The 14,660-nt window shown below is 48.5% G+C and carries 14 protein-coding genes; 6 read left to right on the forward strand and 8 right to left on the reverse strand.

Features of this window, described 5'->3' with window-relative positions:
* Positions 1-20: 20 nt before the first annotated feature.
* Together flgA and flgH are read left to right on the forward strand one after the other, a co-directional pair.
* Positions 21-995 (forward strand): flagellar basal body P-ring formation chaperone FlgA, encoded by a 975-nt coding sequence (gene flgA / locus IE181_RS12935; RefSeq protein ID WP_191253582.1) that lies wholly within the window; start codon positions 21-23, stop codon positions 993-995.
* A 58-nt stretch (positions 996-1,053) separates the two neighbouring features.
* Positions 1,054-1,845 (forward strand): flagellar basal body L-ring protein FlgH, encoded by a 792-nt coding sequence (gene flgH, locus IE181_RS12940; RefSeq protein WP_191253583.1) that lies wholly within the window; start codon positions 1,054-1,056, stop codon positions 1,843-1,845.
* 166 nt (positions 1,846-2,011) lie between these two features.
* On the opposite strand, the gene IE181_RS12945 is transcribed toward flgH, so the two are convergent.
* The 4 genes from IE181_RS12945 to IE181_RS12960 all read right to left on the reverse strand — a co-directional run bounded on the left by IE181_RS12945 (position 2,012) and on the right by IE181_RS12960 (position 5,239).
* Positions 2,012-2,413, reverse strand: coding sequence for a hypothetical protein (locus IE181_RS12945; RefSeq protein WP_191253584.1), 402 nt, complete (start codon positions 2,411-2,413; stop codon positions 2,012-2,014).
* Positions 2,414-4,012 (reverse strand): GMC oxidoreductase, encoded by a 1,599-nt coding sequence (locus IE181_RS12950; protein WP_191253585.1) that lies wholly within the window; start codon positions 4,010-4,012, stop codon positions 2,414-2,416.
* Between the two features lie 216 nt (positions 4,013-4,228).
* Positions 4,229-4,666: an RNA polymerase-binding protein DksA gene (dksA, locus tag IE181_RS12955; protein ID WP_191253590.1), complete on the reverse strand. Its 438-nt coding sequence runs from the start codon at positions 4,664-4,666 to the stop codon at positions 4,229-4,231.
* 153 nt (positions 4,667-4,819) lie between these two features.
* Positions 4,820-5,239 carry a flagellar assembly protein FliX gene (locus IE181_RS12960; protein ID WP_191253592.1) on the reverse strand — a complete coding sequence of 140 codons (420 nt, stop codon included), beginning with the start codon at positions 5,237-5,239 and terminating at the stop codon, positions 4,820-4,822.
* A 229-nt stretch (positions 5,240-5,468) separates the two neighbouring features.
* On the opposite strand from IE181_RS12960, the gene IE181_RS12965 reads away from it, so the two are divergent.
* From IE181_RS12965 to IE181_RS12980, 4 genes are all read left to right on the forward strand, one after another.
* Positions 5,469-6,608, forward strand: coding sequence for a flagellar basal body P-ring protein FlgI (locus IE181_RS12965; RefSeq protein WP_191253594.1), 1,140 nt, complete (start codon positions 5,469-5,471; stop codon positions 6,606-6,608).
* Positions 6,609-6,610: 2 nt separating this feature from the next.
* Positions 6,611-6,940, forward strand: a complete 330-nt coding sequence (locus IE181_RS12970) for a rod-binding protein (protein WP_191253595.1) — start codon at positions 6,611-6,613, stop codon at positions 6,938-6,940.
* Positions 6,941-7,432, forward strand: a complete 492-nt coding sequence (locus tag IE181_RS12975) for a hypothetical protein (protein WP_191253597.1) — start codon at positions 6,941-6,943, stop codon at positions 7,430-7,432.
* Between the two features lie 625 nt (positions 7,433-8,057).
* Positions 8,058-8,888 carry a flagellin gene (locus IE181_RS12980; RefSeq protein ID WP_191253600.1) on the forward strand — a complete coding sequence of 277 codons (831 nt, stop codon included), beginning with the start codon at positions 8,058-8,060 and terminating at the stop codon, positions 8,886-8,888.
* 118 nt (positions 8,889-9,006) lie between these two features.
* Here IE181_RS12980 and pseC read toward each other — a convergent pair whose 3' ends face one another.
* The 4 genes from pseC to IE181_RS13000 form a co-directional block, all read right to left on the reverse strand.
* Positions 9,007-10,218 carry a UDP-4-amino-4,6-dideoxy-N-acetyl-beta-L-altrosamine transaminase gene (gene pseC, locus IE181_RS12985; RefSeq protein ID WP_191253608.1) on the reverse strand — a complete coding sequence of 404 codons (1,212 nt, stop codon included), beginning with the start codon at positions 10,216-10,218 and terminating at the stop codon, positions 9,007-9,009.
* A gap of 8 nt (positions 10,219-10,226) precedes the next feature.
* A complete protein-coding gene (gene pseB / locus IE181_RS12990; protein WP_191253618.1) occupies positions 10,227-11,231 on the reverse strand; it encodes a UDP-N-acetylglucosamine 4,6-dehydratase (inverting) in 1,005 nt (334 codons plus the stop codon).
* Between the two features lie 119 nt (positions 11,232-11,350).
* Entirely contained in the window at positions 11,351-13,309 is a 1,959-nt protein-coding gene (locus IE181_RS12995) for a polysaccharide deacetylase family protein (RefSeq protein WP_191253620.1), read from the reverse strand.
* 109 nt (positions 13,310-13,418) lie between these two features.
* Complete coding sequence (locus tag IE181_RS13000) at positions 13,419-14,639, reverse strand: ATP-grasp domain-containing protein (protein WP_191253622.1); 1,221 nt, start codon at positions 14,637-14,639, stop codon at positions 13,419-13,421.
* Between the last annotated feature and the right edge of the window lie 21 nt (positions 14,640-14,660).

The following is a 14,660-nucleotide window of genomic DNA, read 5'->3' on the forward strand; positions in this document are numbered from 1 at the left end:
CTTGAACTGGAGGACATAAAATGACCACCACGACCCCAAAAACCAGAATGGTAAAATCGCTCCTGGCATCCCTGTGTCTTATTTCAGGCGGTATGGACGGAACAGCCTTTGCCGCAGTTCTGAAGAACCAGATTGAGGTCACTCAGGACACAGTGCGCCTAAGCGACATATTTGACGGTGAAGACATCACGCAGGATATCGTGATCATGGCAGCGCCAGCACCAGGACAGGACACACAAATTTCTGCCTACGAGCTGGAAAGTCTTGCCCTGAAAAACGGTGTTAACTGGGAACGTCCAAGCCTTTTGAAAAAAGTGCGTATCGCACGGGCTGGCAACCGTCTGTCACAAAACACCTTGCAGGATATGGTTGAAGATGCAGCACATGCGAACGGCCTTTATGACAAGCTGAATGTCCGTCTGTTTGGCTCGCAGAAAGACTTGTTTCTGCCTGTTGATTTGAACCCGGCGTCTTTGGCATTTGAAGAATTCACCCTTAGCCCAAACAAGGACCGCTTTACGGCTATTTTGCATGTGCCAACTTCGGCCGGTGCCTACGACCGTATCACACTGACCGGTGCGTTAGAGCAAATCAGACAAATCCCTGTGCTGGCAAGTGGCATTATGCCCGGCCATGTAATTTCAGAGGCTGATATCCTTTGGGAAAGCTTCCCCATACGGCGTCTAACCCGCAATACGGTTCAGTCGATGGATGAATTGATAGGCATGACGCTTCGCCGCCCTATTCGTTCTGGCAACATGATCAGAACAACTGATGTTCAGCGCCCGGAACTAGTAAAAAAAGGCAGTGCCGTTCAGGTAATTCTTTCTCAGGGGTCTATGCAACTCAGCTCCGTAGGCAAGGCGCTTGAAAGCGGCGGCAAAGGTGAAATGATCCGCATTATGAACCTTTCATCCAAGAAGACGATTGAAGCCCGGATTATAGCAGCTGACCGCGTTGAAATTGTCACAACAAATATATTTGCGATGAACTGATTAGTCGCCGGGGATACAAAACCCAAGGCACCAGACACAGAGCAACTGGAGATACAAAATGGTTTCGAAAACAGTGAAAAATATAGGTACCGTCCTATCACTTTCCATGCTCGCAGCATGTAGCAACCTTGACCGGATCGGTGAGATCGGCAAAAAGCCGGAAATCACACCAATCCAGAATGTTAATGCACCGGAACAGCAACGCTCCATCGGTGTACCGATACCGTCCCGCGACATGAATTCAACTGGTTCTAATAGCTTGTGGCGAACAGGTGCCCGTGCCTTCTTCAAAGATCAGCGCGCTGGCCGTATTGGCGACATTGTAACAGTTCAAATCAATATTTCTGACCAGGCACAGATCGGAAACACAACTGCTCGTAGCCGCAGCACATCCGAAGATGCCGGACTTGATAATTTCTTCGGTCTTGAGCAAGCTATTCCAAATCTATACACCAGCGGCGGTGCCGCAGCCACAGGCTCAGATGCGACTGTTCGCAATGCGTTTGATCCAAGTAGCATGGTGGGATTTGGCTCCACAAACAATTATGAAGGTACCGGCACTGTTGATCGCAGTGAAAGCATCAGCATGACCGTTGCCGCCATCGTAACTGATGTTCTTCCGAACGGTAATCTGGTCATCCAGGGCCGCCAGGAAGTACGCGTGAACTATGAACGCAGAGACCTGCTTGTAGCAGGCGTAATTCGCCCTGAGGATATCTCCAGCGGCAACACGATTTCTCATAGCCAAATAGCTGAACTCCGCCTTGATTACGGCGGAAAAGGACAGTTAACGGATGTTCAGCAACCGCGGTATGGAACCCAGTTGTACGACATCATCTTTCCCTTTTAATCGAAACAAAGGAGGTTAAGCACTAGTTACACTTACCGAATTAAAGCCAACTTATATCTGCAAACAGTATGCAGTGGCCGGCCCACAATGTGGTCGGCCCTTTTTTTATCGAGCTACTAAAAAGCTCAATCCTGGCTGCAGCGCTAGTGGAACGGATTTCGCCCCGTCATAGGGCCTTAAGAATATAGGCTTCCGTTACTGAAATCTGCCACCCTGAAAGATTGACAATATCATCATGCTCAAAGTCGCTTTTTATGAATGTGGCAAGTGCATGTAAAAACTCTGCATCTGTGTGTTTTTGAAGACGTTCCAGCCGGTCTACAGACGCAGAAAATGACGGACCTTCTTCCAAACCTTGAACAGTGGCACAAATGGCATCATCGGCACAGTGACCAAACAGCCTTTGCAGACGACGATCCAGTGTCTCCCCCGCATCAACCGCAGACACTGTATGACCGATTGCCTCTGGCACAAGCACAAGACAGCCCGCCGCCACGAAGGCACCCAGTAGCCTGCGTCTGGAAAATTCAGGCACGGTAGGTGATATATGTTCTGAATTTGTCATCATTCATTTCTTTCCACCAAGTTGCGCTTTCAGGTAATGTGCCAACCGAACGGTCAGTGCAACCAAATTCATCGTTGGATTAACCTTACCAAAAGTCGGGAATACGGAACTGCCCGCAACAAACAAGTTGCTGATACCGAACACCTTGGCATTACTGTCGACAACGCCCTGTTTCTCGGTTGCAGCCATGCGTGTTGTACCCATATGATGATACCCGCCAGTTGTATTGGCAGGCCATCCATCAAAGTCCTGGTCCCATTCCATTTTTAAGCGCCCAAAGCCCGCCTTACCGACCAGCTTTCCAAGCAGTTTCTGGCTTTCAATAATAGTCCGGTAATCAAGTTCTGTTAACTGCCAGTCAAGCTCAACGCGCGGCATTCCCAACCTGTCCTTATCCCTTCCCAAAAGAACACGACTATCCCTGTTGGGCTCTGGCTCCAGCTTGTTCATAATAACATACAGGCCTTTCTGATCCGTATCAGACTTGGAACCAAGGAAGGAAATTACATCATCAATATCCATTAGTGCCTTACCCAGATCGGAGAAAAAGTGATCCGGCCATTCCCCTTTGGATAAATTATCTTTCAAACGCTTTGCCGCACTTACACCTTCTGCCGACACGGACATATTTGGTGCCTTATGGAAAGAGAACCCAAAATTAAGAAGCTTTTTATCCCGCTGCACTGATGGGCTTAAGTCCAGGCTATAACGGGTTTCATGACGATGCTCTGCGGTTAAATTAAAGAAATGCGAATGGTCGCTTGTCAGTATATAACCGGTATGCGCCTCCACATGGTCGGCAAAATACCGCCCTACAAGGTCATGTGTATTTCCCAAGCCCTGATGATGCGTCTTATTAGAGGTCAGAAGCAGTCTGGCATTTTCCACGCCGCCTGCCGCAAGAACAACCTTTTTCGGTTTGATCGTGCAGTTATGCCCACCCAGGGTAGTCACAGCAACACTGTCCACTGTGTCGGGCGACCGCACTGTTCCAATATCCGTTACATTCGCGTGCAACAGCACCTTGATATTGTCGGCACTTTCCAGATCTGCTCTGTATCTCTCGCCCATCAGGGTCGGCGGAGAAAACCGAAAAAGTCCCAGATCAAAAGCCTCTTCAAACTCAGCGAGTTCTTTCTTGTCTCTGTCATAATCCCTACCGACCAGGGGAGCTTCAGACTTCAAAGCCTGATGTGCATCATAATCGTAGCTGGGGATTTCAAGGATTTCACTTGCCCGTCCAAGATGAGCAGAAAATTCAGAAAAACTAATGGGCCATCCGCTATCAGTCACCCAGTCACGTGACTCAAAATCGATAGGCTCTAGCGGGCGTGACCATCCACCCCAATGGTTAGAGGTACCGCCAAAAAATCGCAACCGCGCTAGGTCGAGTTCAAAATAAGGAATGCCGACGTCTTTCCCTCTATATAAATCCTGTGTTTCTTCTTCATAGTCAAAACCACCAGATTCCAGAAGAATGACATTTACCCCAGCCCCAATCATTTCCAGTGCCAGAGCAATTCCCGCAACACCGCCCCCGATAATACATACATCGCAGGCAAGCTCTTCCCCTGCTGGTATTGAACGAAGATCAATAATCACTGGCATACCCCCTTTATTCTCTAGCCGCAGAATACACGAGCAATCAGTATGGTAAACCAATAGTTACCAATGAGCCCACAAATTATGCATGCGCCAAGGAGCCCGACCTTTAGAGATTACGTCTGGCCAACTCTAGCACATCCAAGAAAAAAGGCTGCCAAAAGCAGCCTTCTGGTGCTCCTTATAAGGGTCGGAGCTATCTAATAAATACTTGAATTAGTCGTCGCGATGTATTTTCTCTGCGCGTTCATGTGCTTCCTGTGCCTCAATCGACATGGTAGCAATCGGACGAGCATCCAAACGGCGCAAACTAATTGGGTCACCCGTTACTTCGCAGTATCCGTACTCCCCCTCTGCGATACGGCGCAGTGCGCTATCAATTTTGGAAACAAGCTTGCGCTGACGATCTCTCGTCCGCAATTCAACAGACCAATCTGTTTCAGAAGATGCACGATCAGCAATATCTGGTTCGCGCAGATTGTCTTCCTGCAGATTCTGTAATGTTTCAGCTGATTCCCTTAGAATGTCGTCCTTCCAGGCCAGTAATTTTTGGCGAAAATACTCAAGCTGAACTGGATTCATGAACTCTTCTTCAACGCTTGGAACATATCCTTCCGGCACATGAACCTTTTCTTGAAGTTTTACTGCTGACATGGTCACTCCCTAAAACTTTCTCGATCTAAATGCGTACATCCCCCGTGAGAGTGGTGGATATATACTGGTTTATCCAGTGTTTCACAAGCGTTAAAAAAGGATGAATAACATTTTGATGAATATAGAATGAGCGTGTTTAACAAGCCCTTGAAATCAATAGCCTAACTTGGCTAGCTCGACTTCTGCGCGGAGTTCTATTTCTGCAAGAATTTCGTTCAGGACAGGATCATTTGTCTTATTTTGCTGCCCTCTGGCAGTACGGGCAAGGGTTTCAAGATTCTGAACAGGAATCGCCCCTAAAAGAAGACCTCGGCGTATATCTTCCAGCACATCAAGCATCTCATCCGCACGTGCCAACCCCTTTGATCGCCCCTCCGTCGCGGTTGGAGCTTCTTGCAAGCCAATAAGGGCGCCAACAGTAGTAAGCGGAGACGCACCAGAGATACCTGCGCTGGTGTGCACTTCTTCCGTGCTATTTAGCGCAGAGGCAAAAGCCCCACCATCCGCAGCTGGTTTCTTTTTGCTTTTGTCAACTGACTTAGGCTGAATTCTATTTGGTCCAGAAATTTTCATACTCTTACATTATTCCCTCTTTACCGTATCAGCAAGCAAAAGGATTCATATCGGCAATAACTGCCTGCACCTATGATACCACCTCTTACACCTGTATCAATATCTCAAACAGATCAACATGTTATCAAAAAAACATGGTTGGCACACAATTCGCATACCCTACTTCGAATATTTGTGTCACCGGCAAAAATGAACCAGCCGGTTGATGATGCCAATGAGGATATGAACCATGCAGAATGCACTATTAGCAATTTCGAAGAAACTTTGGTCAGTTGTGGCGATCAGTATTGCCGCAACAATTATCCTGTCCACGCCCTCGGCTGCGAACTCCCGCATTAAGGATCTCGTCAACATTGAAGGCATTCGAGAAAACCAGTTGATTGGGTATGGGTTAGTTGTCGGTCTGAACGGTACAGGCGACACCTTAAGAAACGCACCTTTCACGGATCAAAGCCTTAAGGCTATGTTGGAACGACTAGGCATCAACGCAAAAGACACTGAAATGAAACCAGAAAACACGGCAGCTGTTCTCGTAACCGCATCCCTGCCCGCGTTTGCCCGTGCAGGCACAAAAATTGATGTCAATGTCTCATCCATGGGCGATGCCGGTGACCTTAAAGGCGGTACACTCCTCGCAACGCCCCTGATGGGTTTTGACGGAGAAGTCTATGCTGTGGCACAAGGCGGCGTAGCAGTTGCAGGATTTAGTGCGCAGGGCGAAGCCGCGAATATTGTGCAAGGTGTGCCTACGAATGGCCGCATTGCCAATGGCGGTATCATTGAGAAAGAGATCGATTTTGAGCTCTCTGACTTAACAAGCATCAAGCTGTCACTCCATAATCCGGATCTGACCACTGCCAAACGCGTTGAAGATGCCATTAATGGTTATCTTGGCACATCTATGGCACGCGCCATTGATCCATCCACCATTCAGCTTGATCGTCCCCTTGGCTATGAACTTCCCATGGTGAATATCCTTACGGAAATTGAACAGCTATTAGTTCGCCCCGACAATAAAGCCCAGGTCGTTATAGACGAAAGAACCGGCATCATTGTTATGGGATCCGAGGTTCGGATCAGCCCTGTTGCCATCGCACAAGGGAACTTGACAATCAGAATTACAGAAACACCCGTGGTATCACAGCCAAATGCCTTCTCCGAGGGAGGAGAAACAGTTGTTGTGCCCAGAACTCAGGCGGGCGTTGAAAATGATGACGACCGGCGCCTGTCAGTCCTGCCAGAGGCAGTATCCCTGCAGGAATTGGTCAATGGTCTAAACTCTCTAGGCATCGGCCCACGCGACATGATTTCCATTTTACAGGCAATCAAGGCGGCCGGCGCGATGCAAGCAGAAATCAAGGTAATGTAACCATGCAAACGATGATGGTAAACATAGCCTCGGATCAGGCAAGAAGCGCCCAGGCAACAGCCGGACAGGCGGCCCTGCTTGGCAAAGCAAAGGGCGCTGACAAAGATGCCCTGCGTGAAGCGGCCGTTGATTTTGAAGCAGTATTCATCTCTCAGTTACTATCCCCCATGTTTGAAACCGTCGGCACTGATGAATTGATGGGCGGCGGTCAGGCTGAGGGCATTTTTCGGTCAATGATGGTGGATAGTGTCAGTAAAGAAGTCGCCCGAAATGGCGGCATTGGACTGGCTGACAATATTTACGCAGAGCTTTTAAAGTTTCAGGAGGCATAAATGATGCAGACTTCACAGACTTCAGGCAATGCTGGCATTGATCAGACACAAACCATGTCTGCGCTAAATGGTCACGGCGCGAAGCTGGCGTCCCTTACTCGTCAATTAAAAGACCTGATAGACCGTGAAACGCAGTATTTAAAAGACCACCAGACAGATGAAGCACAGCGCCTGCACGGCGACAAACATCGCCTGATGGCCGAATATAGAGATACACTTAACAAAGTCCGTGTGAACGAAAAGCAATTGGGGCCGGAAGATTCCCCCGCTCGCAAAGCATTGAAGAAGATAACTGATGAATTTCGGGAAAGCCTTCGTGATCATGCCCGCGTAATTTTACGCCTAAAAGCCGTAACGGAAGGCATTGTTAAAACAGTAGGGGAAGAAGTCTCCCGCAAAAACCGTCCCGTGGTTGGGTACGGTGCAAATGCAGCGTTTAGAAAACCTGCCCATGCACGCCCCACCTCAATCAGCCTGAACAAAGTTATCTGATGGATGGCGTGACAAGACCCAATTCTGGATTATTCCTTCTGAAAAACGACACAATTCCTGCACACCATTTCCAGGCATCTCTGAAAACAACCAGCACCCCAAATGTGCAAAAAGTCTTCATCAATACATTATTTGGCATCATGAATGCCAAAGCCTCTATTCCCCTTCCACAACATACACCGCAGACCGTGTCCACATCAGCTGTACCAGTCCATTCTGTGACAAATATCGCCCTGGTTCCAATCTACAGGCATGCCCCCTGCCTGCTCCAGGAAAATACTACCAATACACGACGAGAAGACCCTAGGCGGAAAAAACGCAAATCCCATCCATCACGCCACAACCCAAGTGGTGCCAAGATCGTTTCCTCCTGACTTTGGCGTATTGACACATTTGCCGTCACCAATCGGCGAACTGTGCCGGGCATATATTTCCCTTAGAGGCACAAAGAACCCAAAAAGCCAGTAGGTAAAAACTAGCACTAACAGGTGGCACACATCCATACACTTATATTTTATTATATATTTCAATAGGTTATTGAGTTTTAAAAACTGGCACACCTATTGCTTATATCAGGGCAAGCCGCTTGCGGTAGTGAAAAAATATTATGGAAAGGGGAAGAAAAGTGTCCTTCTCAATTAACGTAAATGAAAGTGCTTTAAACGCACTCCGTCAGCTAAGTGGCACCAATCGGGAGCTTGCTGAAACACAGACACATATTAATACAGGTCTGAAGATTTCTTCTGCTAAAGACAACGCAGCAGTCTTCTCCATCGCGCAAAAGTTGCGTGCTGACTTGCGCGGCTTCAATGCTGTTAAGCAGTCTCTTGACCGTGGTATCTCAACAACAGAAGTTGCCCTGGCTGGTGCGGAAGCAATCTCTGACCTTCTTATCGAGATGAAAGAAAAAGCTGTTGCAGCCGCTGATGCCGGCCTAGATGCCAACAGCCGAAATTATCTGAACCAGGACTTTGTGGCCCTGCGTGACCAGATCAATGTAATTATTACGAACTCAGAATTTAATGGTACCAATCTGATTGATGGCGGTACCGACCTGGTGGAAGCGATCACCAGTGCAGATGCAACTGAACTTCTGACTGTTGCGCATGAGAACCTGACCCTTGGTGGCGGTAACGTTCTGATCTCTGCGACACAGACAATTGGTACCCAGACCCTTGCGGCTGCCACAGTTGTCAATATTGACGATTCAATCGATAACTTGAACGCTGTTCTGACACGTCTCGGTGCAGGCGCCAAAGGCCTGGAACAGAACCGGATCTTCGCAGAAACACTGGCAGACGTTATCGAGGTTGGTATCGGTAATCTGGTGGATGCTGATATGGCCAAGGAAAGCGCCAACCTTCAGGCCCTGCAGGTTAAACAGCAGCTTGGCATTCAGGCACTGAGTATCGCGAACCAGTCGCCTCAGTCGATCCTGAGCCTATTCCAGGGCTAAAATCCGTAATATTTTCCAGCTACTCAGGTAGTGTAAAAGGTCGAGCCGTGAGGTTCGGCCTTTTATCTATATGCAGGGTACCACATGGGTATGATTTGCTTAGCCCGTAAACATCAAATCAGGCTGATGCAACACCCAATATGTCGCATAATGACATACAAACATGCCGGACATCATCGTCTGTCATTTTAGGAAAGATCGGCAAACTTAAGCATCTTTCATAATAATGGGCCACACCCGGCAAATCCTGCACACCGTACCGAGCTTTATAATAAGGCTGCAAATGGACGGGAATATAATGAACCTGCGTTCCAACCTGATACCGGTCTCTTAGGGCTGTCATCACCCCTGCCCTGTCCAGTCCTATCCTGCCAAAATCAATCAAAACGGGATACAAATGCCAGGCGCTTTCACCTGCCCAACGTTTGACGGGTTGCATGATGTCAGCTGGAACAGCCTTGAATGATGTATCATAGATGGCGGCTATTTCCCGACGGCGGGCAACGAACCTATCCAGCTTTTTCAACTGTGACCGGCCAAGCGCGCACTGAATATCCGTCGCACGGTAATTATAGCCCAGCTCCTGCATTTCATAATACCAGGGATTAGAACCGGATTCGGCACTGACTGCCATGTCTGTATTTGTAAAACTATCTGGATCCCTTGTCATGCCGTGTGACCGTAAACGCCGTAATCTGTCCGCCAGTGCTGCATCATTCAGCGTGATAACACCACCTTCCCCCATCGCGATGGACTTTACCGGATGCAGGGAAAAACATCCCATATCTTCCAAATGGCCATCACCTGGCTTCCCGCCTTCAGCATACTCCGCACCCAAGGCATGGCAGCAATCAGAGATAACCAACAGATTATGCCTGCGCGCAATAGCCGATAGGGATTCCATATCGCAGGTTTGCCCATTCAAATGCACCGGCAGAACGGCACGCACCCTACTGCCCCCCCGCTGAATAGCATCGGTTAAAGTCTCTGGCGTCATCAGACCAGTGTTATTGTCAACATCGGCAAAAACAACCTCTGCCCCGACCATACGCACCACATTTGCGGTAGAAAGAAAAGTTACAGAAGGAACGACAGCGACATCACCTGGCCCCAACCCCGCAGCCAAAACTGCTAAATGGAGTGCTGCAGTACCATTTGACACAACAACTGCCTCTTTACTTCCCACCTTTGCAGCGAACTCTGCTTCAAAAAAGTCAGCTTCCGGCCCAGATGTCAGTAAAGCACCAGACCGCATCAGGGTTGACACGGCCTCAATATCATCTTCTTCGATAGTGTGTTGCCCGTATGGAAGAAATAAACAGTGGGCCATGGTTTTACCTACTCTTCAATATGCAAGTCTTCCAGAATTGCCCGCAGTTTTTCGACTGATAGCCAGTCATCATTCAGGTCACTGGAATATTGAAACCCTTCCTCAACAAGCGGATAATCACTGGACACAAGTTCACGTCTGCCCCAGAAACTCCACTCCGGCTCAATGACATAGCGGTCAGGCATATTCACTGTATGCCGCGCATTATCTTCAGTAATCATGATTTCATGCAGCTTTTCACCGGGCCGAATCCCAATGATTTTGGTCTTGCTGCCGGGTGCCATTGCCTCAACCAGATCTGTGATACGCATAGACGGAATTTTGGGAACAAATATTTCGCCGCCCTGCATTGTATTAAGACAAGACATGGTAAAGGCGACCGCCTGATCAAGCGTGATCCAAAACCTGGTCATCCGCGGATCAGTAACAGGTATTTCCGTTGCGCCCTCTTTCAGGAGTTTGCGAAAGAAGGGAATAACACTTCCCCTGGAGCCAAGAACATTACCGTACCGCACAACCGAAAAACGTGTATCTGTGCCCGACCCCAATGAGTTCGCAGCCACAAATATCTTATCCGAGGCAAGCTTGGTGGCCCCGTACAAATTAATAGGGTTCACAGCCTTGTCAGTTGATAAAGCAACCACCCTTTTGACATCTGTCCGTATTGCGGCTTGTACGATATTCTCCGCACCAACTATATTCGTGCGGACACATTCAAACGGATTATATTCTGCCAGTGGTACTTGTTTCTGGGCAGCAGCATGAATGACCACATCCACCCCGCGAAACGCCATCACCAACCGGTCTGGGTCACGCACATCACCAATAAAGAAGCGTACCTTGTTACGCTCGTCCTGCGATAATTCCTGCTGGACCAAATAATGATTATATTCACCGCGGGCGAACAGAATAATTCTTGCAGGATTATGATGGTCCAATAGATGTCGCATCAGTGTCTTCCCGAAAGAACCGGTCCCGCCGGTAATCAGGATTGATTTTCCGTTTAAATCCATTGGCCCACCTCGTTATCACGGCCTGACACACTTGCCAGTTGGTCAACAATAGCACCCGCAACTAAATAATCAAAGAAAATCTAGGCAAGACAATATGTTAGCACAAAGCCCAAAACACCCTAACTCTGATAGAGAGATATGGTATATTCCAACACCGGATCAGGATAGCTATCAAGCACCCCCAAATGTTCGCGACCTGACGTTTCATCTGTTTCCTGCAGGCTAAGAAACCCGCGTAGAAAAAAAGAACCCCTGACCGGTATAGATTCTATCATGCCAACACTTGCAGCACACGTACGGTGCATCTGCAGGACAACGCCCTTATCCAAATCCCCTATCTTCAGCATTCCATCGGTCATTGGAATTGCACCAGATGCAGACACCAAACGAGAAACAGGCCGCGCATGCGACACAGGCTTGATTGTCCCTTCGTTCACAAGGGAACAAAATTGCGGATGCTGACCACCTGCTCCAGACTCAAAATGCAAACCGGCTACTTTAAAAATTTCTGGGTTTAGCGTCACAAAACCCGCATGCACCACCCCTTCTGGCAACGTCAGGGAGCTAAATTCATATCGGACCGTTACTGTATGCTGGCCCAGATCAATCGCTACATACTTGGTGTATGCAGGTTCGCCCTGATCAAACATACAGCGTATCAGTATTCGCTGTGCTTCCTTGTCATACCGGAAAGAATATCCGGCCTTGGCAAGGTCGGTAATTTTTGCTCCATTTGTGGGCTCCACAACCAAATGCCCACTATAGAAATCTGCTCCCAAAGATATATCGTCGAAATATCCATGCCCCAACGTACCGATAATTGCTGTATCACCTGGCGCAATCCCAGGCGTTGTGGCTTCCCCAAATCCCATTGCCTGTATTGCACATCCCCGTGCAAGGTTGAAGGTGACAAACCCTTTGGTCGACTGGATAGTCACAAACCGGCGATCATGACAAATAGAAACATCCCTACCAGTACCCGTAGTGACCAAAAAGTCTTCAAGCTGCAGCCATTCACCGGGCAAATCCATATCTGATGCCTTGTGGCACAAGGGGATATTGAGTTGCTGCAGATACTCAGGCAGCTTGCGCCAACGGCATTCCGTAATATGGGTCCTGTAATCGCTCGCCCATAAAAGACAAAGTGCCCGCCAGTCTATGTCACTGGCATCACCGCGCGCCCTCAGCCCCTCATACGCACGCCAACAAAGTGTATTTAACTTTAGATCGTCTCTGCCCGTTACTGCCCAGCGCAGTATATTATATTTACGCTGTTTTTTAACGAGCACAGGTGCCTCTGCTGTCTCGGGCGATAGCGGGATGCCATCTGGCACATATGCCCGCAATATTTCTCCTGGCAACTGCAAAGATACTTCTGGAAGCTGCTTCATAGCCTCAAGCACCAAAGAGATGCGTTCCCATTCACTTAATACGGCATCCAGCTCAGCCTCTGTCCCAAACCTGCCCGGCCTGTAATCAAAAACTTCTGCATCGCTGGTATAAAGTGGTAACGCCTGCACGCCGCGCGCTATCTGACCAGTGATAAATTCACTGTATTCTTCAAGTGACAATTCACCGTGGGCAAAACGTTGGAATTTTTGAAAAGTCATGGCATCTGACCACAAAACAGGCATTGTCTGCCCGCCTTCCCCGCAGATCAGTTGCGGCGTATTTTTCAAATCCAGACTCCAGTCAGGATTATAACTTGCAGCATCTGCCCAATCGAGCATCAATGCTTCATAGCCAGCATTCTTGTAGATAGGAACCAGACCCGGCGTGTAGGCCTGCTCGTTCACCAGAGCCACCAGTGGCTTTACCCCCAACAGGTCCTGATATATCGCGGCTCCCAACTTCAAATTCCAGGCAGTTACTTCTGGCGGCACTAACGGCCCTATAATCTGCGCCAATCCGCTGCCGATCAGCTCTGCCTTGCCTTCAGACAGCAGGTGTCGAAATGTTTCTACCCACGCCGGGTCAATTTTCTGGATTTCTTCAAGCGTATAGCCGGTCAGTTCAATACCGACCGGGTAGCCCGCTTCACATAAATGCAGAAGTGGCCAATAACACCGTTTTATCACAGTTTGTCTGTCTTCTTCCCGTATAGAAGAAAACGCCAAATTCAGATGAAAAACTGTGTAAGCAGAAGTAATTATCAAAGCTTGCTGTACCTATTGCCTGAGGAAGGAGCTATTCAATCACAAAACGTACCCGCGATATTGCATCAATAGCGTTCTGAGTTGCCTGATCATATGTATCCCCCTTCAGCATCACTGTCCCTGCTCTGGCACCGTGATGGGTTATGGCAGGCTGAATATCCCCCACCTTTGGATATATCGCATAATAATACATATTTGGATCAGCGTCCAAAGTCTCCACACCCTCAATAGCAGTGATGCGTCCTGGCTTTGGAAAGAAAAACCGCAATCCCAAATGCCGTTGATGTTTTTGTTGCAGCGATGACTTTTTGACAGGTATTCCAAGCGCAAAATCAATGACAGCTCCGACCAGGTCAATGCCGTACGCATAGGGTATATGGTGTGTAGCCATATAATTGCCTGACAGTCTGCCAGCAAGCTCGATAATGGAAGGGGTATGGCCGTCTCGCAGAACAATATCCGCCTTGACAGAACCCGTATTGATCCCAAGCGATAGCGCACCAGCTTCAATAACTGCGCGAATTTCCTCTAGCATCGCATCATCATACTTGGACGGGGTCGTACCGCCGTCCTCTACGATATACGGCCTGGTATCTTCAAGATTGTCATAATTTCTATCCGCATAGGCAACGGCAACATACTCGCCGTCAACAAACATCCCCTCAACTGACAACTGCGGACCTGGTACAAACTCTTCCAGAATTAAGACACTATTATCAGAATACTCCGCCGCATGGTCAAATGCCCATGCCAGATCCATAGTCTGGTCAACCAGCAATACACCCTTTGCACCGCGCCCATCAGATGGCTTCAGAATAAAATCCCCAGTCAGGGTTGCGGCAATTTCCTTTAATTGATCAAGCGATGTGATTTCAAAACTACTCGGCGTATCCACACCCGCACTTTCGAAACATTTTTTCATGACAACCTTGTTGGTCAGGTTTTTCACTGCCATTGGGTCTACACCTGGCAACCCAAGCATTTCAGCAACTTTGGCTACTGTGTAGGGTACATCATTGGCAATTGTCATAACACCATCAATGGGATGGTCCATGGCAAAGGCTTTGACCTTTTCACATGTGTCATTAACATCCCGGGTGCTGGCTAAAATCTGATAATCAGCAAAGGCAAGCGCCGGCGCTTCCGGGTTCATATCAGTACCAACGACCGTCAAACCGCGCTCACGTGCCTGCTCGTACGCCTTGATCTGCTCCAGCCCTGCACCAATAATAAGAAGTGTTTTTTTGTCCATATTTTGTCCCAAATGCCCCGG

The sequence above is a fragment of the Kordiimonas sediminis genome, assembly GCF_014656395.1.
Classification (GTDB): domain Bacteria; phylum Pseudomonadota; class Alphaproteobacteria; order Sphingomonadales; family Kordiimonadaceae; genus Kordiimonas_A; species Kordiimonas_A sediminis.